This window comes from Actinomadura sp. NPDC048955, from assembly GCF_040649435.1.
GTDB lineage: Bacteria > Actinomycetota > Actinomycetes > Streptosporangiales > Streptosporangiaceae > Spirillospora > Spirillospora luteofluorescens.
Genome location: NZ_JBEZJI010000079.1, coordinates 1 through 24,183, shown reverse-complemented (window position 1 = coordinate 24,183; position 24,183 = coordinate 1). Strand labels below are relative to the sequence as shown.

22 protein-coding genes are annotated in these 24,183 nt (G+C 73.2%); 14 read left to right on the top strand and 8 right to left on the bottom strand.

What is annotated here, in order from left to right:
• Positions 1-137 precede the first annotated feature (137 nt).
• The 7 genes from AB0C84_RS41170 (at position 138) to AB0C84_RS41140 (ending at position 10,255) form a co-directional block, all read left to right on the top strand.
• Entirely contained in the window at positions 138-3,479 is a 3,342-nt protein-coding gene (locus AB0C84_RS41170) for an FtsX-like permease family protein (protein WP_361077041.1), read from the top strand.
• Positions 3,476-6,046: a CRISPR-associated protein Cas5 gene (gene cas5 / locus AB0C84_RS41165; RefSeq protein ID WP_361077038.1), complete on the top strand. Its 2,571-nt coding sequence runs from the start codon at positions 3,476-3,478 to the stop codon at positions 6,044-6,046. Before AB0C84_RS41170 ends, cas5 begins: the two co-directional genes overlap by 4 nt.
• Complete coding sequence (locus AB0C84_RS41160) at positions 6,046-6,972, top strand: ABC transporter ATP-binding protein (protein ID WP_361077035.1); 927 nt, start codon at positions 6,046-6,048, stop codon at positions 6,970-6,972. The genes cas5 and AB0C84_RS41160 overlap by 1 nt, the downstream gene beginning before the upstream one ends.
• Positions 6,972-7,664 (top strand): ABC transporter ATP-binding protein, encoded by a 693-nt coding sequence (locus tag AB0C84_RS41155; protein ID WP_246395913.1) that lies wholly within the window; start codon positions 6,972-6,974, stop codon positions 7,662-7,664. The genes AB0C84_RS41160 and AB0C84_RS41155 overlap by 1 nt, the downstream gene beginning before the upstream one ends.
• Before the next feature lie 166 nt (positions 7,665-7,830).
• Positions 7,831-9,030, top strand: a complete 1,200-nt coding sequence (locus tag AB0C84_RS41150; protein ID WP_361077031.1) for a Tm-1-like ATP-binding domain-containing protein — start codon at positions 7,831-7,833, stop codon at positions 9,028-9,030.
• A complete protein-coding gene (locus tag AB0C84_RS41145; RefSeq protein ID WP_361077029.1) occupies positions 9,027-9,848 on the top strand; it encodes a phosphoenolpyruvate hydrolase family protein in 822 nt (273 codons plus the stop codon). The genes AB0C84_RS41150 and AB0C84_RS41145 overlap by 4 nt, the downstream gene beginning before the upstream one ends.
• Positions 9,848-10,255, top strand: a complete 408-nt coding sequence (locus tag AB0C84_RS41140; RefSeq protein ID WP_179844124.1) for a cupin domain-containing protein — start codon at positions 9,848-9,850, stop codon at positions 10,253-10,255. Before AB0C84_RS41145 ends, AB0C84_RS41140 begins: the two co-directional genes overlap by 1 nt.
• 36 nt (positions 10,256-10,291) lie before the next feature.
• Here AB0C84_RS41140 and AB0C84_RS41135 read toward each other — a convergent pair whose 3' ends face one another.
• The gene (locus AB0C84_RS41135; protein ID WP_361077026.1) at positions 10,292-11,461 is read right to left on the bottom strand and encodes an ROK family protein; all 1,170 of its coding nucleotides are present in this window, start codon (positions 11,459-11,461) and stop codon (positions 10,292-10,294) included.
• Between the two features lie 60 nt (positions 11,462-11,521).
• Between AB0C84_RS41135 and AB0C84_RS41130 the strand changes: the two genes are divergently transcribed.
• Positions 11,522-12,796: an MFS transporter gene (locus AB0C84_RS41130; RefSeq protein ID WP_361077023.1), complete on the top strand. Its 1,275-nt coding sequence runs from the start codon at positions 11,522-11,524 to the stop codon at positions 12,794-12,796.
• On the opposite strand, the gene AB0C84_RS41125 is transcribed toward AB0C84_RS41130, so the two are convergent.
• From AB0C84_RS41125 to AB0C84_RS41105, 5 genes are all read right to left on the bottom strand, one after another.
• Positions 12,774-13,229: a hypothetical protein gene (locus AB0C84_RS41125; protein WP_361077020.1), complete on the bottom strand. Its 456-nt coding sequence runs from the start codon at positions 13,227-13,229 to the stop codon at positions 12,774-12,776. The two genes, AB0C84_RS41130 and AB0C84_RS41125, sit on opposite strands and share 23 nt — an antisense overlap.
• On the bottom strand, positions 13,154-13,885 hold the full coding sequence (locus AB0C84_RS41120) for an FAD-dependent oxidoreductase (RefSeq protein WP_361077017.1): 732 nt from the start codon (positions 13,883-13,885) through the stop codon (positions 13,154-13,156). Before AB0C84_RS41120 ends, AB0C84_RS41125 begins: the two co-directional genes overlap by 76 nt.
• 66 nt (positions 13,886-13,951) lie before the next feature.
• The gene (gene sigJ, locus AB0C84_RS41115; protein WP_361077014.1) at positions 13,952-14,800 is read right to left on the bottom strand and encodes an RNA polymerase sigma factor SigJ; all 849 of its coding nucleotides are present in this window, start codon (positions 14,798-14,800) and stop codon (positions 13,952-13,954) included.
• Positions 14,801-14,811: 11 nt separating this feature from the next.
• On the bottom strand, positions 14,812-15,465 hold the full coding sequence (locus AB0C84_RS41110; RefSeq protein ID WP_361077011.1) for a hypothetical protein: 654 nt from the start codon (positions 15,463-15,465) through the stop codon (positions 14,812-14,814).
• A gap of 112 nt (positions 15,466-15,577) precedes the next feature.
• Complete coding sequence (locus AB0C84_RS41105) at positions 15,578-15,901, bottom strand: YchJ family metal-binding protein (RefSeq protein WP_361077008.1); 324 nt, start codon at positions 15,899-15,901, stop codon at positions 15,578-15,580.
• A gap of 107 nt (positions 15,902-16,008) precedes the next feature.
• Between AB0C84_RS41105 and AB0C84_RS41100 the strand changes: the two genes are divergently transcribed.
• The 3 genes from AB0C84_RS41100 to AB0C84_RS41090 all read left to right on the top strand — a co-directional run bounded on the left by AB0C84_RS41100 (position 16,009) and on the right by AB0C84_RS41090 (position 18,564).
• Complete coding sequence (locus AB0C84_RS41100) at positions 16,009-16,809, top strand: SAM-dependent methyltransferase (RefSeq protein WP_338739860.1); 801 nt, start codon at positions 16,009-16,011, stop codon at positions 16,807-16,809.
• A 223-nt stretch (positions 16,810-17,032) separates the two neighbouring features.
• Complete coding sequence (locus AB0C84_RS41095; RefSeq protein WP_361077006.1) at positions 17,033-17,371, top strand: YciI family protein; 339 nt, start codon at positions 17,033-17,035, stop codon at positions 17,369-17,371.
• Complete coding sequence (locus AB0C84_RS41090) at positions 17,368-18,564, top strand: DUF6596 domain-containing protein (RefSeq protein WP_361077003.1); 1,197 nt, start codon at positions 17,368-17,370, stop codon at positions 18,562-18,564. The genes AB0C84_RS41095 and AB0C84_RS41090 overlap by 4 nt, the downstream gene beginning before the upstream one ends.
• Positions 18,565-18,586: 22 nt before the next feature.
• Here AB0C84_RS41090 and AB0C84_RS41085 read toward each other — a convergent pair whose 3' ends face one another.
• Positions 18,587-19,105, bottom strand: a complete 519-nt coding sequence (locus AB0C84_RS41085) for a GNAT family N-acetyltransferase (protein WP_361077000.1) — start codon at positions 19,103-19,105, stop codon at positions 18,587-18,589.
• A gap of 263 nt (positions 19,106-19,368) precedes the next feature.
• A complete protein-coding gene (locus AB0C84_RS41080; protein ID WP_179844116.1) occupies positions 19,369-20,610 on the bottom strand; it encodes an oxygenase MpaB family protein in 1,242 nt (413 codons plus the stop codon).
• A 164-nt stretch (positions 20,611-20,774) separates the two neighbouring features.
• Between AB0C84_RS41080 and AB0C84_RS41075 the strand changes: the two genes are divergently transcribed.
• The 3 genes from AB0C84_RS41075 (at position 20,775) to AB0C84_RS41065 (ending at position 23,886) form a co-directional block, all read left to right on the top strand.
• Complete coding sequence (locus AB0C84_RS41075) at positions 20,775-21,473, top strand: TetR/AcrR family transcriptional regulator (protein ID WP_361076997.1); 699 nt, start codon at positions 20,775-20,777, stop codon at positions 21,471-21,473.
• A gap of 841 nt (positions 21,474-22,314) precedes the next feature.
• Positions 22,315-23,013 carry a hypothetical protein gene (locus tag AB0C84_RS41070; RefSeq protein ID WP_361076994.1) on the top strand — a complete coding sequence of 233 codons (699 nt, stop codon included), beginning with the start codon at positions 22,315-22,317 and terminating at the stop codon, positions 23,011-23,013.
• 456 nt (positions 23,014-23,469) lie between these two features.
• Positions 23,470-23,886 carry a hypothetical protein gene (locus AB0C84_RS41065; RefSeq protein WP_361076991.1) on the top strand — a complete coding sequence of 139 codons (417 nt, stop codon included), beginning with the start codon at positions 23,470-23,472 and terminating at the stop codon, positions 23,884-23,886.
• Positions 23,887-24,183: the final 297 nt, after the last annotated feature.

Sequence of the window (24,183 nt, the reverse complement as noted above, 5' to 3'; positions counted from 1 at the left end):
GGTCGGGTGGCGCGGCAGTGCCTCCCGGGACGGGGGAGGTGTGGGCGATTCGTCCTTATTGCAAGAAGGTTGCGAATGGTCGCGGAATCATCACGACCCCTTGTGGCTCCCCTCACACAGGATGATCATGACCCATCGTGGGACGACGGGGGTTGGTGCTCAGCCGGATCATCGGCGACCGGACGCTGGTGCTGGCCGCCTGCGCGACCGCGCTGTTCGCCACGACCGTCCTCGCCGCCCTGGTCGGCTACACCGGTTCGGTGACCCGCGAGGGGCTGCGCCGCACGCTCGCCGACGCGACGTTCGAGTCGGTCGGGACGACGCTCGGCACGCACGTCCCGGCGAACGGCCTCCCCAAGGTGCAGAGCCAGGTCGACCGGGCGCTCCGCCAGATCTACCGGGACGTCCCGCTGGCGGTCTCGATGAGCGTCCGCAGCGACTCCTACACGCTCCCCGGCCAGGAGAAGAGCGACCACCCCGACCTGACGGCGTTCGAGACCTACACCGGAATCGAGAAGCACGCGCGGCTCACCGAGGGACGCTGGCCCGGCGCGGCCTCCGGCTCCGGTGAGGTCGAGGCGGCCCTGCCCGGCGCCGCCGCCCGCGCGATGCACGCCGGCGTGGACGACGTCCTCACGCTGCACGGCCGCGTCGACAAGAAGTCCGTCGTCAAGGTCCGCGTCGTCGGGCTCTTCGACGTCCCCGACCCGCAGGACTACTTCTGGCAGGACGACAAGCTCGTCACGACCGGCGTCGAACGGCTCACCTACACCAGCTACGGGCCGTTCGTGGTTCCGCCCCAGGTGTTCGCCGCCAAGTTCACCGGCACCGGCTCCGAGGCCCGCTTCACCGTCCTGCCGGACCTGCGCGGCGTCGAGCCCGGCGAGCTCGGCCCCCTCGGCGACCGCGTGGCCGACGGCGGCGACACCTTCAGGAAGGCCGGCGACGGGGCGCAGTTCAGCGTCGCGACGGACCTGCCCGACCTGACCGCGCAGCTGCGCACCGCGCTCCAGGTGGCGCGCTCCACGATGCTCATCCCGGTGATCCAGCTCGTCCTGCTGGCGGGCTGCGCGTGGCTGCTGGTCGCGCGGCTGCTCGCCGACCACCGGCGCGGCGAGGTCGCGCTGCTGCGCACCCGCGGCCTCGGCATGCGCCAGCTCGCCCGGCTCGGCCTCGTCGAGGGCCTGCTGATCGTGCTGCCCGCCGCGGTGTTCGGCCCGCTGCTGGCCGGGCCGCTGCTGCGCCTGGCCGGGCACGCGCCCGCCGTGCGGGACTCGGGGCTGCGGCTGGACGCCGGGCCGCTCGCGCCGCTGTGGACGGTCTCGGTGCTGACGGCGCTGGCCTGCGCCGTCGTCCTGACGGTCCCGACGCTGCGGGGCGCCAACCGGACGTTCGTGGAGGCCCAGGCCGGCATCGGGCGGCAGGGCCGCGGCGGCCTGCGCGGTTCGGGCACCGACCTGGCCCTGCTGCTCGTCGCCGGGCTCGCGATCTGGCAGCTCACCCGGTACGGGGCGGACGGCGCGGGCGGCGACGGCGCCCCCGGAGGCGGCACGGGCGGCATCGACCCGTTCATCGTGTCCGGCCCGGCCCTGGCCCTGCTCGCCGGCGGGGTGCTCCTGCTCCGCTTCGTGCCGGCCGTCTCCCGCGTGGCCGAGCGGGTCGCGACCCGCCGCCGCGGGCTCGTGGCCGTCCTCGGCACCCGGCAGGTCGGACGGCGCCAGCTCCGCTACACCGGCCCGGTCCTGCTGCTGGTGATGGCGATGGCCGTCGGGGTGCTGTCGGTCACGACGATGGCGACCTGGCGGCGGTCCCAGACCGACCAGGCCGACTTCCAGAGCGGCGCCGACCTGCGGCTGTCCGCCTCGTCCAGGGAGGGCGGCCCGGAACCGCTCGGGCAGGCCGGACGGTTCGCGGCGCTGCCCGGCGTCTCGGCCGCGACCGGGGTCCTGCGCATGGACGCCGACCTCGGCACCGAACCCGCGACGCTGCTCGGCGTGGACGCCAGGGCGATCGGCCCGCTCCTGCGCGTCGACCCCGGCCTGCGGAAGGACCTGCGGCTCGGCGAGCTGGCGCGTGCCCGCCCGGCCGTCCCGGCCCTGACCGTCCCGGGCGAACCGAAACGGCTGCTGTTCGACGTGCGCCTCAGCCGCTCCGGCCCGAACCCCGAAGTGCCCCCCGACTACGTGCCGCCCCTCGGCGAGGGCTACAAGTTCGTGGTGACCGTCGTGGACGCGCGCGGGCTGACCCGGCAGGTGACCCTGCCGGGAGTCGAGGCGGACGGCAAGGCGCACACCCTCGCCCTCGACACCGCCCGGCTGGCCGGGCGGGACGGCGTGCCGTCCTACCCCCTGTCGGTCCGCGGCGTCCACTTCGGCTACGACGACAACAAGATCTCGGGCAGGCTCGTCCTGGAACTGCGGAGCGTCACCGGCGAGGGCACCGGCCCGGCCGCGCGTCCCGCCGGGGCCCGCTGGGACGCCTTCGCCGGGCCGCAGGACCTGGAGCACCCGCTCAGGACGCGCATCACCGACTCCGGGGACGCCCTCGCGACCCTGACGATCCCCTCCTCGCCCACCCTCGACCGCCAGGGCTTCTACGGCTACGCGACCGGCACGGCCGTCCACGCGATGCTCGGCACGTCCACCCCGCCCTCGCACGACATCAAGAACACCGACCTGCTGCCCGCCGTGCCGGGCGTCATCACCGAGGAGATGGCGAGCCGCGCCAAGGTCGGCGTCGGCGGCACCGTCACCGTGAACACCATCGACGGCGACCAGCCCGTCAAGGTCGCGGGCATCGCGCCCGCCCTGCCGAGCGTGCCGCCGGGCAGGCCCGGCGTCCTGGTCGACCTGCCCACCCTCACCCAGTCGCGGCTCGCCGTGGACGGCTCGGCGGGCGACCCCATCACGCCCCGCGAGTGGTGGGCGTCGGCGCGCGGCGGCCGCACCGCCCCGGCCGTCCGGGACCTCGCCCGGCACCCCGCGTGGGGCGAGGTCGCGGCCGACCGCGTCGAGACGCGTTCCCGGCTCCGCGACGCCCCGCTCGGCGCGGCGCTCCAGGGCGCCCTCGTGCTCGGGTTCGCCGCGGCGCTGGCGTTCGCCGTCATCGCGTTCGTGGTGAACGCGGCGGTCACCGCGGGCGAGCGGTACCGGGAGTTCGCGGTGCTGCGGGCGCTCGGCGTGCCGCCCCGCCAGGTCGCCGGGATGCTCGCGATCGAGCAGGCCTACCTCGTCGGGCTCGGCCTGCTCGGCGGGACGGTTCTCGGCCTGGTCGTGGCGCGGCTCGTCGTCCCGCACATCGTGCTGAGCGTGCAGGCCGCCGAGCCGTACCCGCCCGCCGACCTGGTCGTCCAGTGGCCCGTGGTGCTGGCCGTCGCCGGCGGGGTGGCGGCGGTGCTCGGGCTCGTGCTCGCGCCCGTCGTCCGGACGCTGCGGCGCCGGAACCTCGGCGCCGGCCTGCGCGTGGGGGAGGACCGATGAGAAGTGCCGGGATGCGGCTCGTCCGCGCGCAGTGGGCGCCGCTCACCGCGCTGGCCGTGCTGACGCTGGTGTCGGCGCTGCTCGCCGTCGCCGTCCCGTCCCGGACGACCGCCGGGTACGACCGCGCCGCGGCCGCGGCGGCCGGTCCGGGGGCCGACATCCACGTGAAGGGGGAGGCGGGCGGCTCCGCGGCCTTCGCCGCCGTCCCCAGCGACGCGGCCCTGAACGCCAACGCCCTCGCCTGGCGGGACCGGCTGCCCCGCTCCCTGGCCGAGGTGACGGGCGAGCCCGAGTCGTCGGTCACCTCGCCCTCCCAGGCCGTCGACGGCGAGTTCCGCAGGCCGAGGCTCCTGTACCTGGGCTGGGAACCGGGCGCATGGCGGCGCATCCGCGTCGTCTCCGGCGGCTTCCCCTTCAACAAGACGGGCCAGACGAGCGGCGACATGAACGCGATGGTCGCCAAGCGGTACGCCGACCAGCTCGGCTACAAGGTCGGCGACCGGATCGGACTCGGCGACCTCACCGTCCGCGTCAGCGGCCTGTACGAACCCGTGAACGCCGCCGACCAGTTCTGGGGCCCCCGCGCCCGGATCCTGCACCCCACCATCGAGTACATGCCCCAGACGACCATCGAGGCCGACGCGGGCACGGCGCTGATCGACCCGGCCGCGTACTCGCGCCTCACGCGCGACCCGCGCCTGAAACTGAACTACGACTGGCGGTTCCCGCTCCGCACCGGCGTGGTCAGCGCGGAGCAGGTCCGCGCCATGACCCGCGACCTCGACGCCTTCCGCTCCGCCGTGGAAGGGCGCGCCGACCTCTTCCCCTGCGAGGTCTCCACCGCCCTGGACAACCGGCTGAAGGAGTTCGCCGGACGCCTCCGCACCGCCCGGTCGGTCGTCGGCCTGGCCTTCGGCGGGCTCGTCGCCGTCGCCGCCGGGCTGCTGCTGCTCGCCGCCGGGCTGCTCGGCGAGCGGCTCCGGCCGATCCTCGGCGTGATGCGGGCGCGCGGCGCGTCGCTGCGCCAGCTCGCCGCGCCCGCCTGCGGGCTGACCGCGCTCGCCGCCGTCCCGTCCGCCCTGCTCGGATACGCGGCCGGACGGCTGCTGGACGCCGGACCGCCGCAGGCCGCGTCGCTGTACGCGATCGGGCTGCTCGTGGCGGCCGTGCTGGGCCTCCCGGCGGCCATGGTCCTGCGGGAGCGCGGCGGCGGCCTCGGCTCGGTCACCGAACGCCGCGACGACCTCGTCGCGGCGCGCCCCTCCCGGCGGCGGCTCGTCCTGGACGGACTGCTGGTGGTGCTCGCCGTGGTCGGGGTCGTGCTGCTGCGCGAGCGCGGCGCCTCCTCCGGCACCGACCCGCTGGTCGCCTCCGTCCCCGCCCTGCTCGGCGCGGCGCTCGGCGTGCTCGTCCTGCGCGCCTACCCGTACCTGCTGCGCGCGGCCGGGCCGATCCTGCGGCGGCGGACCGGCGCCGTCGCGTTCATCGGCGTCGCCCGCGCGTCCCGGCAGAACCTCGTCGGCGCGCTGCCGCTGGCCGTCCTGCTACTGGCGGCGACCATCGCCGGCTTCACCTCCACCGTGGACACCGCGCTGCGGACCGGGCAGGAGCGCGCCTCGTGGGCCGAGACCGGCGGCGACGCGCGCGTCGACGCCGAGTCGCTGGACGACGAGGGCCTGCGCCGCATCCGCGCGGTCCCCGGCGTCACCGGCGCCGTCCGGGCCCGGGTCATCGCCCGCGCCTCGTCCGCCACCGACCCCGCGCCGCTGACCGTGGTCGGCGTGGACCTCGACGCCTACCGGAGACTCGCGCCCGAAGTGCCCGGCATCCCGAACACCGGCGCGGGCACGCTGGTGTCGCCGCTGGCCGCCCGCACTCTGGGCCCGAGCGCCGTCACGCTCAGCCGCGCCGGCATGGACCCGGTGACGGTCAAGGCGTCCGCCCAGATCGAACGCTTCCCCGGGCTGGAGAGGAACAGCGCCTTCGTGATCGTCCCCTACCGGGCGGTCGCCGGTGCGACGGGCTTCCCGTCCCAGGTCTTCCTCACCGGCCACGACATCGACGCCAAGGCGCTGCGCGCCGCCGCCCCGGGCGACGACGTCGTCATGCGGCGGCAGGTGCTGCGGAACATGACGGGGCTGCCCCTGGTGTCGGTCGTCCACGACACCTTCCGGGACTCGGCCATCGCCGGCGGCGTCTACGGGCTCCTCGCCGTCCTGCTCGTCCTCGTCGTGGGGGCCCGCGCCCGCGGCCGGATGATCGCCCACCTGCGCGCCCTCGGGCTGAGCCGCCGGCAGAGCCGCCGCCTCGCCCTCGTCGAGCTCGCGCCCGTCCTGCTGTGCGCGGTCGGCGCCGGGTGGGTGCTCGGCCTCCTGCTGCCGGAGATCACCGGGCCGGTCGTCGACCTGCGCCCCTACACCGGCGGCTTCGCCGTCACCGCACACGTCCCAGGGCTCCCGGCGCTGCTCGGCCTGCTCGCCGCGCTCCTGCTGGCGGCCGCCGCCGCCGTCGCGGTCGACCGCGCCTTCGACACCGACCCCGGCAACGCCCTGAGAACGGGGGAATGATGACCGAAACGACCGACCTCGCCGAACTGGAGCGCCGCGCCGCGGAGCGCGGCCCCGTCTACGGCGAGGGCGCCCACATCGTCTGCGACAACCTGGTGCGCATCTACAAGACCGACGGCGTCGAGGTCGTCGCCCTCCAGGGCCTCGACCTGCTGATCGACCCCGGCGAGCTCGTCGCCATCGTCGGCGCGTCCGGCTCGGGGAAGTCGACGCTGCTGAACATCCTGTCCGGCCTGGACGTGCCGACCGCCGGCGTCGCCCGCGTCGCCGGCTCCGACCTGCTCACCATGGCGTCCAAGGAGCGGCTGGAGTTCCGGCGCGAGAAGGTCGGGTTCATCTGGCAGCAGACGTCCCGCAACCTCCTGCCGTACCTGACCGCCGCGCAGAACGTCGAGCTGCCCATGAGGTTCGCCGGGCGGTCGCGCCGCGCGCGCGCCACCCGCGCCGCCGAGCTGCTCGGCATGCTGGACGTCGGCGACTGCGCGGGCCGCCGCCCGGCCGAGCTGTCCGGCGGCCAGCAGCAGCGGATCGCGATCGCCGTGGCCGTCGCCAACGAACCCCAGGTCGTGCTGGCCGACGAGCCGACCGGCGAGCTCGACACCGCCACCGCCGCCGGGGTGTTCGCCGCCCTCCGCCGCGTCAACCAGGAGCTCGGCACCACCACCGTCGTCGTCACCCACGACGCGCAGGTGTCCGAGCGCGTCGACCGGACCGTCGGCATCCGCGACGGCCGCACCAGCGTCGAGGTCCGCCGCCGCTCCGAGGAGGACGGGACCCGCGTCGTGGAGGAGTACGCCCTCCTCGACCGCGTCGGCCGCGTCCAGCTGCCCAAGGGGTTCACCCAGTTCCTGGACATGCGCGACCGCGTCCGTCTCGCCCTGGAAAGCGACCACGTCGGCGTCTGGCCCGACCGGGAGGAGACCTGATGACCGCCCCGATGGTGGCCGTGGAAGGACTGGTCCGGACGTTCCGGACGGGCAGGATCGAGGTTCCGGCCCTGCGCGGGGCGTCCTTCACCATCGCGCCGGGCGAGCTCGTCGCCGTCCGGGGCCGCTCGGGCTCCGGCAAGACGACGCTCCTCAACCTCATCGGCGGCCTGGACAGCCCCGACGGCGGCACCGTCCACGTCGACGGGCGCGACGTCGGCGCCCTCTCCGAGGACGACCTGCTCGCCCTGCGCCGCGACGACATCGGCTTCGTGTTCCAGTCGCACGGCCTCATCCCCGTCCTGTCGGCGGCCGAGAACGTCGAGGTTCCGCTGCGGCTCGTCCGCACGCCGCCCGCCGAACGGGACGAGCGCGTCCGCGTCCTGCTGGGCCTCGTCGGCCTGGCCGACCACGCGCTGCAGCGCCCCTACGAGCTCTCCGGCGGCCAGCGCCAGCGCGTGGCGATCGCCCGCGCCCTCGCCAACCGCCCCCGCCTGCTCCTCGCCGACGAGCCCACGGGCCAGCTCGACTCCGAGACCGCCGCCGCGATCATGCCGCTGCTCCGCGCCGTCGTCTCCAGCGAGGGCGTGACCGTCCTGGTGGCGACCCACGACGAGTCCCTCCTCGCCGAGGCCGACCGCGTCCTGACCCTGGAGGACGGCGCCGTCACCGAGGCCTCCGTCCCCGCCTGACCCTCGCCCGCCGAGGCCTCCCGCGCCGGACGGTGCCCGCCCCCTTGCCGAGGGCGGAGCTGGGCATGTCCTGTTTGTCCCGTTCCAATGAGTGCGGCGGTAACCCGCGAGACAGGCTTGCGAGGTGATCGTCGGGGGAATCGGTATCGGGGAACAGGAGGGCTCGATGGCGACCGTTGTACTGGTGGGGACGCTCGACACCAAGGGCGCGGAGTACGCGTGGCTCCGCGACCGGGTGCGCGAGCTGGGCTGCGACACCGTCCTCGTGGACGCGGGGGTCGGACCGTCCGACGTGGAGGCCGACGTCTCCGCCGAAGAGGTCGCGGCGGCCGGGGGCACCTCGCTCCAGGCCCTGCGCGACGCGGCCGACCGGGGCGCGGCCGTCACCGCGATGGGGGAGGGCGCGGCGGTCGTCCTCGCCGCCCTCGACCGGGTGGACGCCGTGCTCGCCGTCGGCGGGAGCGGCGGATCGTCCATCGCGGCGCGGGCCGTCCGGGACCTGCCCATCGGGCTGCCCAAACTGATCGTGTCGACGATGGCGGCGGGTGACGTCGAGCCCTACGTGGGCGCCAAGGACGTCACGCTCACCTACAGCGTCGTCGACATCGCGGGCGTGAACCGGCTGTCGCGCCTGATCCTCGGGAACGCCGCCGCGGCGGCGGCCGGGATGGCCAAGGCGCACGCCGTCCCGGAACCCGCGGCGGACGGGCGGCCCCTCATCGGGGCGTCCATGTTCGGGGTCACGACCCCCGCGGTGGACGCCGCCCGGGAGCGGCTGGAGGAACTGGGCTACGAGGTGCTCGTCTTCCACGCGACGGGCGCCGGCGGGCGGGCGCTCGAAGGGCTCGTGGAGAGCGGCCTGCTGGCCGGGGTCCTCGACCTGACGACGACCGAGATGGCGGACGACCTCGTCGGCGGCGTCCTGTCCGCGGGACCCGACCGGCTCACGGCGGCCGGACGGCACGGCGTCCCGCAGGTCGTGGCCCCCGGCGCCCTCGACATGGTCAACTTCGGGCCGCGCGCCACCGTCCCCGAACGGTTCGCCGAGCGCCTGCTGTACGTCCACAACCCGACCGTGACCCTCATGCGGACGACACCGGAGGAAATGGGCGAGCTGGGACGCAGGATGGCGTCCAAGCTGGCCGCCGCCACCGGGCCGACCGCACTGTTCGTCCCGCTCAAGGGCGTGTCGGCGCTGGACGCCCCCGGCATGCCGTTCCACGATCCGGTGGCGGACGTGGCGTGCTTCATGGCGCTGGAGGAAGTCGCGGAGGCGGAGATGCTCGACATGCACATCAACGACCCGGAGTTCGGCCGGGCGATGGCCGACCGGCTGCACCGGCTGATCTCGGAGGGCGCGCAGTGAACCGCGAGACCGTCCTGTTCCGGCTGAGGAGCACCGTCGAGGAGGGCAGGCCCGTCATCGGCGCCGGCGCGGGCACCGGGCTGTCCGCCAAGTGCGCCGAGGCGGGCGGCGTCGACCTGATCATCATCTACAACTCGGGCCGCTACCGGATGGCCGGACGCGGATCGCTGGCCGGCCTCCTGCCCTACGGGGACGCCAACCAGATCGTGGTGGAGATGGCGTCGGAGGTGCTGCCCGTCGTCCGCGACACCCCCGTCCTCGCCGGGGTGTGCGGCACCGACCCGTTCCGGGTCATGCCGGTCTTCCTCGACCAGCTCAAGGCCATGGGCTTCGCGGGCGTGCAGAACTTCCCGACGGTCGGGCTCTACGACGGCGTCTTCCGGCAGAACCTCGAAGAGACCGGCATGGGGTACGACCTGGAGGTCGAGATGGTGCGCCTCGCCCACGAGCGCGGCCTCGTCACCGCCCCCTACGTCTTCGACGAGGACCAGGCGCGGGCCATGACCGAGGCCGGCGCCGACGTCCTCGTCCCGCACGTCGGCCTCACCACCAAGGGCAGCATCGGCGCCGGGACGTCCCTCACCCTGGACGAGGCGGTCGAACGCGTCCAGGCCATGCGGGACGCCGCGGCCGCCGTCCGTCCCGACGTCCTCGTCCTGTGCCACGGCGGTCCCATCGCCGAACCCGAGGACGCCGCCCACGTCCTGTCCCGGACGGAGGGCGTCGTCGGCTTCTTCGGCGCCTCCTCCGTCGAGCGGCTCCCGACCGAGAAGGCCATCACCGCGCAGGTCGCGGCCTTCAAGAACCTGGAGATCTGATGCTGAGGAACCCCGGTGACGTGGCGACCGCGACCTTCGACTGGGGGTCGATCAAATGGTTCGTCACCCCGTCCGCGGTGCCCGGGGCGGGCAGCACGCTCGGCGAGGTGATCGTCAACCCCGGCAAGGGCCACGCCCGCCACCACCATCCGAACGCCGAGGAGGTCATCTACGTGATCTCCGGCGAGGCCGCGCAGATGGTCGACGACGGCGAGCCCTTCCTGATCCGCGAAGGCGACGCCGTCCACATCCCCAAGGGCGTCTGGCACTCCACCTACAACATGACCTGGCGCCCCCTCCGCCTGATCGTCACCTACACCCCCGGCGGCGAGGAAAAGGCCCTCGAAGCCGCCCCCGACCACTGCCTACACGAACCAGGCGCCATCCCCGAATGGCGCCCCGCCTGACCAACGACACCCCACCCCCAAACGGCACGCTCGGGGTCAGGTGCGGGTCCAGGCGGCTAGGCCCTCTTCGGTCAGGAGGAGGTCGAAGGCGGCGTCCGCGGCGCCGGTCAGGGGGCCCTGCGGGCCGAGCGTCGAGGGCAGGATGGGCGGCGGTGCCGCACGGCGGTAGCGCATCAGGGCGGCCGTGTAGCCGGTTTCGAGGGCCGCGGGCGCCGTCGCCGCCAGGTCGGTGGCCAGGCCGGAGAGCGTGACGACGCCGGGGTCGAGGGCGTTGGCGAGAGCGCCGATGCCCCGTCCCAGCGCGTGCGCGGCGGCGCCGGCGGCCGAGCGGGCCGCCGGGTCGGAGGCGGCGGCGGCGATCACGTGCCCGGCCGCCGTGCGCGGGTCGCGGGGTGCGGGACGGCCGAGCGCGCGGGCCATGGCGCGGCCGTCGACCTCCAGGTCCCAGCAGCCGCGGGCGCCGCAGGGACAGTGCAGCGACGGGTCGCCGAACGGCATGTGGCCGAACTCGCCGCCCGCGCCCGTGGCGCCGTCCACCGGCCGGCCGTCCACGACGAGGATGCCGCCCACCCCCACCTCGACCGTCAGGTGCAGCACGACCCGCGTTCCCGCGCCCGCCCCGCGTCTCGCCTCCGCCAGCCCGGCGAGCGAGGCGTCGTTGCCGACGAGCAGCGGGATGCCGGGCGGCCGGAGCGGGCCGAGGTCCACGTCGTGCCAGCCCATGCCCGACGCCTGGACCACCGTGGTCGCGCTGACCGTTCCCGCGACGCAGGCGGACACGGCGCGGAGCCGGTGGCCGTAGCGGGCGTGCAGGGCCGACACGCGGCGGCCGAGCGTCCCGAGGACGTCCGGGGTGCCGGAGTGGCCGCCGGCCTCCTGCGTGACGACGCGACCGCCCAGCTCGACGCAGGCCACACGCCACCGCTCGTGGCTGATGTCCACGACGCACACCAGCGGGCCGTCCCTGTGGGGCACGAGTGCCGGGGAGGGGCGGCCGCGCCCGCCGGTCAGGGCGGCGGCCTCCTCGTCGATCAGCCGGGACGCCTTCAACCGGCTCGTGATCTCGGTGGCGGACCCGCTGCTCATCCCCAGCGCCCGCGCCGCGTCCGCGCGTTTCGCGGACGGGTGCGCGTGGACGTGGCGGAGCACGGCCAGCGCCCCCTGGCTGCGCAGGGCGCGCGCGGAGTGCGCGGTCATCGGCTCCATGGGTGACATCCTGGCGTGCCCGGCTTATCCTCGCCCTACGAGTTTAATAGGGGAGGCGCGATGAAGTCCGCCGACACGGGCCCGGACACCGGGCGGACAGGGGAGACACTCGGCCTCTACGCCGCCTTCGGATGCCTCGGCTACCTGCTCACCGCGCTCGGCGCGATCCTGCCCCAACTGCGGGAGGAACGCGGCCTGCCCCGCGCGGAGGCCGCCCTCTACCCGTCCGCCTTCGCCCTCGGGCTGGTGATCGTCGGTCTGGTCGGGCACCGCCTGGCGGCCCGGCTCGGGCGCTACGCGATCCCGGCGGCCCTGACCGCCCTCGTCGGCGGCGCCGCCCTCCTGGCCGCCGCAGGCGGACGCCTCGGAACGGCCGCCGGCGCCCTGGTCCTCGGCCTCGGCGGAGCGGGCCTCGTCCAACTCGTCCCGGCGGCCCTGCGTGCCGCACACCGGGGAGATGGAACGATCCAAATCGGAGAGGCCAACGCGGTCTCCAGCGCCGCGTCCGTCCTTTCCCCGATCCTCATCGGCGCCGCCCTGGCCCACGGCCTCGGCTGGCGCCCCGCCTTCACCACCCCACCCCTCCTGGCAGCCGCCATCCTCCTCATCTTCCTCACCCGCCCACCCCGCCGCCCCGCCCAACCCACCCAGACCCCCACCCCTCCCACCGCCGCCCCTCCCACCGCCGCCCCTCCCACCGGTGCCGCTCCGACCGGTGCCGCTCCCAGCGCCGCCGCTCCCGCCGGTGCTGCTCCCGGGGCGGTTGGTGTGGAGGCCGGTGGTGGGGTGGGGTTCTGGGGGCGGTGGGGGGATCTTGTGTTGGCGGTGGGGGTGGAGTTCTGTCTGGTCTTCTGGGCGGCGGACTTCCTTGGGAGTGTCAAGGGGCTGGGGGCGGGGGGTGCGGCGACGTTGTCGGCGGGGTTCGTGCTCGGGATGGCCGTCGGGCGGGCGGCGGCGGGGCCGGTCGTGCGGCGCGGAGGGCGGCCGGACCGGCTGCTCGCCCTCGCGGCGGCCGTCGGGATCGGGGGGTTCGCGGTGCTGTGGGCGTCGCCCGCGCCGGTCGCGGTCGCCGGGCTCGTGGTGACCGGGCTCGGGGTGGCGCTGCTGTATCCGGTGATCCTTGGGCAGGCGCTCGCGGCGCGGCCGTCCGAGCCGGCGTGGGCCGCGGCGCGGTGCGCGCTCGCGTCCGGGGTGGCGATCGGCGTCGCCCCGCTCGTGCTCGGGACGCTCGCCGACCTGACCACCCTGCGCGCCGCCGTGCTCGTCGCGCCCGCCCTGCTGCTGGTGCTGCTGGCCCGCTGCGGGCGGCGGCTCAGAACGGGATCGGCGTCGTGACCATGCCCGCGTGGGTGAGGATCGTCCCGGCGTCGTCCACCGGCGGGTGGATCTTGTCCATGATCCAGCGCTTGACCCACTTGCCCTCCGCGCCGTGCAGCGCGACGAGACGGTCCCAGCCGCGCGTGTAGACGGCGCCGGCCGCGCCGAGGTCGACGTCGGTGACGTAGGGGGCCGGGGTGAAGTCGATCAGCGGGACGCCGAGGAGGTCGGCCGCGGCGTTGTGCCCGGCCGTCTTGCCCATCGGGGTCGCGTGCTGGCAGCTCTGCATCGTCAGGCGCCCCTCCTCGGCGCGGGCGGCGGCGACGTCCCCCGCCGCGAAGACGGCGTCGTGGGCGCGCAGGTGCGCGTCGACCTTCAGGCGGCCCAGGTGGTCGCGCTCCCCGGGGATCTGGGACGTGAGCGGGTTCGCTTCCAGGCCCGCCGTCCACACGACGGCGTCCGCCGGGATCGCGGTGCCGTGGCCAGCATCGCGCCGCCCTCGGTGACCTCCGTGACCGTCGTGCCGAGGCGGCACTCGACGCCCAGCCTCTCCAGCGCCACCTCGATCACCGGCCGCGGGCCGGGACCGAGGTCGGGGGCGATCTCCTCGGCCCTCTCGACCAGCACGACCCGCCCGCGCCCGGCCAGCTCCGCGGCGATCTCCAGCCCGGCGAAGCCCGCGCCGACCACGACCGTCGTGCCGTCGCGGCCGCGCAGGTGGCCGCGCAGCCGCAGGGCGCCCGGGAGGGTGTCCACGTCGAACATTCGCTCCGCGCCCGGAATCTCCGGCCGGACGAGACGGCTCCCCGCGGCAAGGACGAGCCGGTCGTACCCGACCTTCCGCCCGTCCGCGGTGACGGTCCGCTCGTCCACGTCGATGTCCTGGACGGCCGCGCGCATGTGCTCGACGCCGACCGGCTCCAGGATCCGCTTCAACGCGACCGTCGCCCGCTCGGGCTCCGGCTCGTACAGCCGGGGCCGCAGGACGAGATCGTCACCGGGTGCGATCAGCGTGATCCGCAGGTCCCGCGTCCCGCGGACCCGTGCGGCCGCCGCCGCGCTCCACACCCCGGCGAAACCTCCACCGACGATCACTATGTGCGCCATGTCCGTCTCCTCGTCTCGATACGCGCCAGGGAGACAAGGCAGCGCCCGCACATGTGACCGCGCGGGCTACAGATGGCGCAGCTTGTCCGGGTTCGCGATCCGGTGGAAGGCCGTCACGCGACCGTCGGCGATCTCCAGCGTGTCGACCCAGACGACGCGGCCGTCCCGGCGGGTCTCCAGGGCGAGTTCGCCGCCCACCTCGACGAGGGCGACGCGGCCGGTCCGGGACCGGGCGGCGACGCCCGCCAGGAGGCGGGCGATCCGGTCCGCGCCGGTGATCGGACGGCGGGACGCGACGGCCCTGCCTCCGCCGTCGGCGACGTAGACGGCGTCGGGGTGGAGGAGCCGGACGAGGCGGTCGATGTCGCCGCCCTCGGCGGCCGCGCGGAACGCGATGAGGACCCGCTCCCGTTCCGCGCGGCTCGCCCTCGGCCGGGCCTCGCGGGCGTCCGCCACCCGCCCGCGGGCCCGGGACGCGAGCTTGCGCGCCGCCGCCGCCGAACCCCCGAGCACCCCCGCGACCTGGGCGAACGGGACGTCGAACACGTCGTGCAGGACGAACGCGACCCGCTCTGCCGGCGACAGCTCCTCCATCACCAGCAGCATCGCGGTGCTGACCGAGTCGTCCACGATCACCCGGTCGGCGACGTCCGGGCCGGTCAGAAGGGGTTCGGGCAGCCACGGCCCGGGGTACTCCTCGCGGCGCACCCGCGCCGACTTCAGCACGTTGTACGCGAGCCGGGCCGCGATCGTCACGAGCCACGCGCGCTGGTCGCGGACGCCCGACCGGTCGGCGCCGGAGGCGCGGAGCCAGACGTCCTGGACGACGTCCTCCGCCTCGGCCACGCTGCCGAGCAGCCGGTACGCGGCGCCGAACACCGCCGGGCGGTTGGTCTCCCAGTCCAGGTCGTCCACGTACGGGGAGCCTACTCGTCGGCGAACGAGCAGTCGGCGGGGTTGTCCGGCGGCTGGAAGTCACCGGTCGGGATCTGCAGAGGCGCGTCCTTCACCGTGTACCCCTTCAGCCATTTCCCGAAAGGACCGGAACTGTTGGTGCTGAACGGTGCGGGCCCTGAACCCATCTGCTGGCACTGCGGGAAGACGACGCCCCAGGAGAAGCCCATCCGGTCGAACTTGTGGCCGCGCGGCGACTGGTAGAACGTCAGGTTCGCGCGCTTCTGGTTCGCCGGGATCCCGTGCTCGTCGTCCTGCCGGATTCCCGACACGACGGCGACCGGCCCGGACGCCATCACGTAGTCGACCTTGATCCAGCCCCAGTGGTGCTTGGACGGCCCGCCGGGCTCGTCCGGCGAGTAGTGGTCGAACTTCACCGTTCCGCGCGCGGCGCCCATGACCATCTTGCCGTCGACGAACTTCCACGGGCCCCCGTGGGCGTCCACGATGAACCGCCGGTACGGGTACTGGGGGTCGCCCGGGTACTTCACCCATGCGTCCCCGGTGACGTGGGACTCCTTCGGGAGCGGCGCCTTGTCCTGCGCCATCGCGCTGCCGGTGCCGACCGCTCCGGCCGCGCAGAGAACGGCCATTCCGGCGACCGCGGCACGCCTTTTCCGTGACATGTGGATTCCTCTTTTCCGCGGGTATCCCTTGCCCGCTCTCCACACGTTCTCAGCGCCCGCCCGGCTGTTCTTCCCCCGTACGGACGATGCCGCTCGCCCGTACGGCGGAGAGTCAGCTCACTTTGCCGCGGACGTAGACCCAGGCACCGTCATGCCGCACGAACCGGCTGACCTCGTGCATTTCCCCGGGCTCCGTTCCCGTCAGGTAATGGGCGCGGAACTCCACGAGGCCCCGGTCGTCGTCCGGCCCGCCGCCCTCGGTGCGGACGATCTCCAGCCGCGTCCAGCGCGTCCCGTCCCCGAACCCGATCCGCTCCGGCCGGGTCGCCGGATGCCAGGTCGCGAGCAGGTACGCCTCGTCCTCCACCGCGAACGCGCTGAACCTCGACCGCATCAACTGGACGGCCGTCGCGGCCGCCTCCTCACCCCGGTGCAACGGCCCGCAACAGTCCCGGTACCGGGAGCCGACCCCGCAGGGACATCGCTTCGCCACCCTCCGATTGTGCCTTGCGGGGCGGCATCCGCGCGGCGACGATGAGCGCCATGTCCGCACAGCGACCCCCCGAGATCGACACCTCGCGCCCGCATCCGGCCCGCATGTGGAACTACTGGATCGGCGGCAAGGACTACTACGAGATCGACCGGCAGGTCGGCGAGCAGGTCGCCGCGGCGTTCCCCAGCGTCGGCGACGTCGCCCGCCACTCCCGCGTGACGCTGGGCCGCATGGTCCGCCATCTCGCCGAGCGGGAGGGCGTCCGGCAGTTCCTCGACATCGGGACGGGGCTGCCCACGCACGACAACACCCACGAGGTCGCCCAGCGCGCCGCCCCCGAGTCGCGCGTCGTCTACGTGGACAATGATCCGCTGGTCCTCGTCCACGCGCGGGCGCTGCTGACCGGGCGCCCCGAAGGCAGGACGGACTACATCGAGTGCGACGTCCGCGACCCCGGCCGGATCCTGGCCGAGGCCGCCCGCACCCTCGACTTCGACCGGCCGATCGGCCTCATCCTGTTCGGCATCATGGGCAACGTCGTCGACGACGGCGAGGCGCATGCCATCGTCCGGCGGCTCCTGGACGCCCTCGTCCCGGGAAGCTTCATGGCGTTCAACGACGGCACGGGGGTCGTCGACCAGAAGGGCCGCGAAGAGGCCATCCGGATCGCCGTCGAGCAGGGCTCGACGCCCTACGTCGTCCGCACTCCCGAACAGATCGCCGAATTCTTCGCCGGCCTCGAACTGCTGGAGCCGGGGGTCGTCTCCACGTCCCGCTGGCGCCCCGAGGCCGTGCCGTTCGGCATGCCGGAAACGGTTGACGCCGCCTGCGGCCTGGCCCGCAAACCCTGACCCGGCGGACGTGTCGCATCCGGCGGCCCGCCGATCGTCTAGGAGGTGAAGCCCCCAGCGATCACGGAGGAGTACGCCATGGAGATCGTGGTTTCCGGCATCGACGCCGCCCACCCCGGCCACGCGAACTGCGACCTGCCCGGCAGGCCGCGCCTGATGCCCGACCCGTACGCGACCCTGCCCGCGAACTGAACGGCCGGCCGGAACCGAGGAGGTGGCGCACGTGAAATACGTTCTCATGTTCGTCGAGACCGAGGAGTACGCCAGGGAGCTGGCCGCCATGGCCGACGATGAGCGGCAGGCGGCGTACGAACGGGTTTCCGAGTGGTTCGCCCGGTATTCCACCCAGATCACCCACCACGCGCATCTGAAGCCGGCGCACACGGCGACCACCCTGCGCCTGGACGCCCCGGACCCGCTGATCACCGATGGTCCCTTCGTCGAGGGCAAGGAGGTCGTGAGCGGCTACGCCGAGGTCGAGGTCGCCGACCTCGACGAGGCCCTCGCCCTGGCCCGCGCCTGGCCCGCCTGCCCGGTCGTCGAGATCCGCCCGCTCACGTGACGGAGGAGGCCCACGCCGAGCTGGCCCGCGTGGTGCGAGAGCACGCGGGCCGGCTCACGGCGTCCCTCGTCCGGACGCTCGGCGACTTCGCCGCCGCCGAGGACGTCATGCAGGACGCCGTCGAGACCGCGCTGAGACGCTGGCCCGAAGAGGGCGTTCCCGACCATCCGGACGCCTGGCTCCTCACCACCGCGCGGCGCCGGGGCATCGATCTGCTGCGCCGGCAGGCCAACTACCGCGACAAGCTCGCCCTGCTCCAGTGGCCGGTGCCCGCCGACCCCGGCGACCGGCTCAGACTGATCTTCACCTGCTGCCATCCCGCGCTGCCCGTGCCGGCGCAGGTCGCGCTCACCCTGCGCACCGTGTGCGGGCTGACCACGGGGCAGATCGCCGCCGCCTTCCTCGTCCCCGAGGCGACGGTCGCGCGGCGCGTCACCCGCGCCAAGCGCAAGATCACCGACGCGCGGATCCCGTACCGTATCCCGGCGGACGCCGAACTCGACGTGCGGGTGAGGCAGGTCCTCGCCGTCGTGTACCTGCTGTTCAACGAGGGGTACCTGACCAGCGGCGGCGACCGTCCGCACGCCCGCGACCTCGCCGGCGACGCCGAATGGCTGGCCGCGAGCCTCGCCTGGCTGATGCCGCGCGAGCCCGAGGCGCTCGGCCTGCTCGCCCTCATCCGCCTCCACCAGGCCCGCGCCGGTGCCCGCTTCGACGGCGGCGGCCACCTCGTCCCGCTGCGCGACCAGGACCGCGGCGCCTGGGACCGCGAGGCCGTCGCGGAGGCCGCCGCCCTGATCGCCCGCGCCGCCGCGATGGGACGGCCCGGCCCGTACCAGCTCCAGGCCGCCATCGTCGCGTGCCATGCCGAGGCCCCGACCTGGGACGACACCGACTGGACGCAGATCCTCGTCCTGTACGACATGCTGCTGCGCATGACGGACACGCCGATCGTCCGGCTGCACCGCGCCGTCGCCGTCCGCTATGTCCTGGGTCCGGGCGCCGCGCTGGACGCCCTCGTGCCGCTCGCCGAGCCCCTCGACGGCCACCACCTGTTTCACGCCGCCCGCGCCGAACTGCTGCGCGACCTCGGCCGCCGCGTCGAGGCCCGCACCGCCGACCGCCGCGCCCTCGCCCTGGCCGGCAACCCGGCCCAGCGGACCCTCCTGGCCGAGCGCCTCGCCTGGACGTGAGGCGCGCTCGCCACCCCGGGCCTCAGTCCAGCAGCAGGCCCATGTAGTACTCGTTCATCCGATGCCCCTGGACGTCCAGCGCGGCCCGCCGGAGCCCCTCCACCTGGAAACCGCAGTTCAGATAGAGCGCCAGGGCGCGGCGATTGTGCTCCATGACGGTGAGTTCCAGACGTCGCATCCCGCGCGTCTGCGCCTCTCGCAGCGCCTCCCGCATCAGGGCCCCGCCCAGCCCCCGTCCGCCATGGCCGGAACGCACCCCGGCCACCACGTAGCCGGTGCGGCGGGCCCTGGCGAAGGGGAGCACCGACACGTCGACGTACCCCACCGCCGCGGGCCCCTCCAGCGCCACGACCAGGTACGACAGGTCGCGCCCCTCGGCGCGGGCGGCCAGCCGCAGCTTCAGCGGTTCGAGGTCCAGTTCCCGCTCGCCGGGCTCCAGGAGCATGAACTCCGTCTCGCTGTCCAGTATGTGCTGCAATTCCACCAGAGTGGACGCATCGCCTGGACGCGCGAGCCGGATCAGCGGATCGATATCCGTCACACCCCCAGTGTGCCAGATGTAAATGCCTGCCATTTCCAACTAAACACCACAAGCACTCCCCAGACCGGCAAGAAACGAGCCCTCGACCGGTAACGACATCGCCTCCCGGCCATTACCTTTCGCGGACCGGCCGCGGACGGGCTCCTCTCCGCCGGCCGGAAACGCCGCGGGCCCGGAATCCGGTGGATTCCGGGCCCGGTTCTGGCCTCCGGCGCGGGAGCGCGCGCGTCCTTTCGGGAGTCCGTGGGGTGGGACCGATGCGATCAGTAGTTCGGGTTGTTGGCCGTGGGGATCTGGATGCTGATCGGGAGGTTGCCCCCCGACAGGAAGAGCAGCGTCCCCAGGCGGATGATCTCGTCGAAGGCCCAGTAGACCTGCAGCAGGCCGGGGGGAGCGTCCGTGATCTTTAGCAGGCCCTCCTTGATGGCGACGAACGTCGGCCAGAAGGCCTCGAAGACCGGGTCCCACACCGGCTCGCGCGGGATCTGCAGCCAGCCGCAGATCTCGTCGCCCAGCATGTAGCGGGTGAGCGCGCCGAGGATGTGCGTGGTGAGGATGCCGCCGTCGATGGTGACGCCGAGGTGGAGCAGGATGTCGGCCAGCTTGACGCCCTCGGTGGTGGGGGCGAGGACCGGGTCGAGGACCTGCGCGGCCTGGGAGTTCGCCTCGTCCCACGAGCCCGGGATGTACTCGTCCAGGATGCCCAGCATGTGCGCGGTCAGCTGCCAGGAGTGCAGGAACGCGGCGGACTCGTCGGCGGGGATCGGGACCTTCCACCTGGTGAGCTGCTTCATGACCGTGGTGGGCAGGCTGTGCCAGGTGACCATCATGTCCGCCTGGCTGATCGGGATCTGCTCGTCGGCGACCTTGGTCCAGTACGGGGACTGGGGCAGCAGGTGGCGCACGCCCGCGTGCGCCAGCCGCGTCTTGACGCAGGTGACGATCATCTCGCCGTCGGGAAGGAAGGCGTTGCGGGTGCCGATGTCGTAGCCGAGCTTGGCGGTCTTGGTGATGCGGTCCCTCATGTCCGCGCCGCCCTTGGAGTAGTAGACCGCGCGCGCCTCGTGGGGGATGACCGTGCTCATCATCCCGCTGGCGAAGCCGTAGCTGACGCCGAGGTAGGTGCCCCGCTTCTGGTTGAACTTGTACGCGGTGGCGAGCTTCGTCTGGTCGGCCCACGACGGGAGTTGCCGGGCCTTCTCGATGAACGCCTTCAGATCCGCCGGCAGCCCCGCCGGCAGCGCCTGGCCGTTCTTGGTCCAGGTCTTCAGCAGCATGTTGACCTTGGGGACGTCGCCCCGGTCGATCAGCGAGGCGACCAGCGGGTCGGCCTCCTCGTCCCAGACCCACCGCGGGTCGACGCCCTTGCCCGCGCCCACGACCGATCCCTTGGGCGACCACGTCCACAGCGGCCGGGCCTGCGCGGGCGTCGCGACGCTCAGCGCCCCGAGCGCCCCGAGCACCCCGCCCGTCATCAGCACGTTGCGCCTGCTGGGTTGTTCCATGCCTTTCCCTCCTCGGGCCGACGGCGACTCCTGGTACGATGAAACACATCGTGCTTCTGCGTATCAGGGTCTGGCCTCATGAGAGCACACCGTGGCGTCCGTCACAAGACCCTTCGTGACGTACATGGACGATTCGGGCAGAATCTGTGTCTCGGGAGGGGATCGTGGAACCTGTGCTGTCGTTCCTCATGGCGTCGTCGGACTCGGGATCGTTGCTGGAGAGCGTGTACGTCGAGGCCGTCGAACAGGTCGACGAGGTGGACGAGGCCGACGAGACCCGTTCGCGCGTCCTCGACGCCGCCTACGCGCAGTTCTGCCGGATGGGCATCCAGCGCTCCACGATGGACGACGTGGCCCGCCGGGCCGGCGTCTCGCGGATCACCGTCTACCGGCGCTTCGCCACGAAGGACGCCCTGGTGGAGCAGGTGGTGCGGCGCGAGTTCCGCCGCTACTTCGACCGGTTCCTCGTCGACATCCAGCAGGCCGAGACGGCCGCCGACCGGGTGGTCCTCGGCTTCGTGAGCTCGCTGCGCGCCATCCGGGGCAACCCGCTGATCGGCGGCCTGATCGCCACGGAACCGGACCTCCTCCTGCCCTCCCTGACCGGCGACGGGGGCCGGACCCTCGCCACCGTCCGCCGCTTCGTCGCCGACCAGCTCCGCCGCGAGCAGCGCGCCGGCAATGTGTCGAGCGACCTGGACACCGACTTCGTCGCCGAGATGATGGTCCGCATCTCCGGCTCCCTCCTCGCGGTCCCCAGCCACATCATCGACCTGGACGACGAAACCCAACTGGCCGCCCTGGCCCACCGCTTCCTCGTCCCCATGCTGGAGCCGAGAGAGCCCCGCCTGGACCGCCCCTGACCCGTCAGATCCGGCCCTCGGGGTCCGGTCGCGCCCGCGGATGGGGCGTCAGGGCGGACGCGCCGCGGCCGCAGTGGCCCGATTTCGGGCTACGAAGTGTGGAGCGAACGCCAATCCACCGATTTGAATTCTGAGGGCGAATTTGTGACGTCTCCTTGACGTCGAACATGCATGCGCTAGCATGATCCTTGCGGTAAAAGGCCGTGAAGGAAACCAAACCATGAATGGAAGTGAGTCGCTATGGCGGCTAACTTGAGCAAACAAGGCATAAGAGAGCGGGAAGCCTCTCTGGAATCGGTCCTGAACACCAAGGGGCTTTTCCAGTTCGCATCCCGGGCCGAACGGGACGCCGTGGCGTCCGCCCTCCGCGACGCGTACGACGCCGCGTGGGAGACGATCGCGCCGTTCTACGTGAGGGCCGTGCACCGCATGCTCGGAGACATTCGGGCCGCGGCCGCGGCCGGAGCGATGATCGCCTCGGTCGGCCGCGACGGCGAGAACTGCCGCATGATCGTCCTCGCCTTCGAACCGGGCCTGGACGTCATCGAGATCCTCGTCAACCGCGGCATCGTCAGGAGCGCGCTGGCGGATCTGAAGCAGAACCACGGCAGGACCTTCCCCGAGCTGGACGCCATGCTCGGAGGGATCAAGTGGAAGGCTCTGTCTCCCGAAGAGATCGCCGACGCGGCCGGGAACCTGACGGCCCTCCTGCGACGGCTCGGCCTGCCCGTGGACGAGCCCGACCCCCCCGCGGGACATCATCCTGCTCGACAACGGAATGCGCGGTACGACCCGTGCGGTCCTGAAACAGATCTACTGGGCGCGCGCCAGAGGGACCTTGGTGCGCGGGCTGTACGTGTTCCGGGCGGCGGCGTACTTCGACCCGCACCCGGACGCCGACCGGGGGTACGTGTTCGACCTCGACGCGGCCGGCACCGACGGCGGCAAGAACATGCTCGTGCTGCCGGACGACCCGTGTCTGGAAGGTCTGACCTTCCGGGCGAACGACGCGCTCGTGCTGATCGAGGGCCTGACGGGCGGGCCGAAGCAGACCCCGGACCGGATCGACGCCCACGGTCACCCCGTGCAGGGGCTGATGCGTGATCGTCCACCGGCCAGGGGGATCAACCCGGTGCACCGGTCCGCCCGCTACACGGATCCTCGGGTCCGCGAGGGCGTGCTGCGCGTCGTCCGCGAGGCCATCGGGAATCACGCGCGGTTCGTGGCCCGTTGCGAACGGCGGGGCGCAGACGTCCAGGAACTGCTGCGCCCCGGCCACGAGCGAATGGTGCGGAACACTCGTGACTGGATGGTCGGAGACCTGGACGCCATGCATCCGGGGCTCCGCGAACTCGCCGTCACGTACTGCTGGCGGACCGCCCTCTGGGACGTGAGCGTCAAGCTCGCCGACGCCATCGACGCCGCCGGCCTTTCGGCCGAAAGCGCGCTGACCGTCTGGACGGAGTTCGACGGACTGCGAGATGACACGGCCAGGAAGGCGTTCGTCGAAAGGCTGGCCGAATCGCCGCGAGAAAGCTGATCGTGCGGCGGTCTCACGGCCAGGAATGACCCGGCCCGGCCAGGCTTAGGCCTGCCGGGCACTCGACCCATCCATCGGAAGGCCGGTCGGCGCGCTCACACGCCGACCGGCCTTTCCTCGTGGTCCAGGCAGGCTTCGGTGACCGAGGCCCGGACCGGCTATGAGCCTTGCCTCGGACTCGGCGGCACTCCCGGATGCGGAGCCACCGCTCGATGGGCGTGATGCCGGTGAGTCCGGCGGGCCCGGCCCGCTCTTCCGGCCGTTCCACGAGTGGCCGTTCCCGCCGTTCAGCAGTGGCCGCCCGCCGACGGCTTCTGATCGCCGTGCAGGCGATGTGACTCAGATCGCGCTTTCGGCTCAGGTTGCCTTCCGGCCCCGGCACCGTACGGTCTTGATCAAGTCCTGCTCAGCAGGGCCCCTGCCTCGTGCAGTTCGTGACCAAATTCCGAAGGACTGGTGATCATCATGATCCCGACCAACGACCGCCCCCTCGAGCTCTCCCGTCCCGGGGCCGGTTTCCCCCCCATTCGCTACACCGGGCCCGCCTTCACCGGGGTCGGCTTCGCCGGAAGCGGTTTCACCGAGATCGACTTCACCCTGGTGAAGCTGATCGTGGTGGAGTACGACGCGGTGTGGATCCCCGTGCTGGACCTCACCACGATGCGCGTCACCGTGGTGAAGTACCTGGTGGCGAGGGTCACCGTGCGGCGGATCGCCATCCTGCGGACCACCGTCGTGGAGTACACGCCGGTGGGCTGCTACGTGCGGGAGTGCGTCACGCTGAAGTACCTCCGGGAGGAGCACACCCGGGCCGGGTACGACTGGGTGGAGTACACCGCGCGGCTCTCCGCGATGACCTGGCGAGCGTGGTGACAGAGCCGTAGGCCCCTGGCCTGCGCGACTCCGTCGTCAGGAGCACCAAGAAGGAGGGGACGCCGACACGGCGACCCTTTCACGGCCCCGGCGTGAAGCCGGTGGTCGACCGTGAACCTCGGCTCCGTCGAAGGGGCCGAACTCTCACCCGAAGCGCGCCGTCCTGCATTGTGCGCTTTCAACAAGTGGCCCTTCTCCTCCGGGCGCATTCGAGGGGTCGTCGCAACACCGGTTGATCAACTGGCTTTGGTCAGGAGCTTAGCGAGTCGCTGGGCTGGGGTTTCCCAGGCGAGTGTC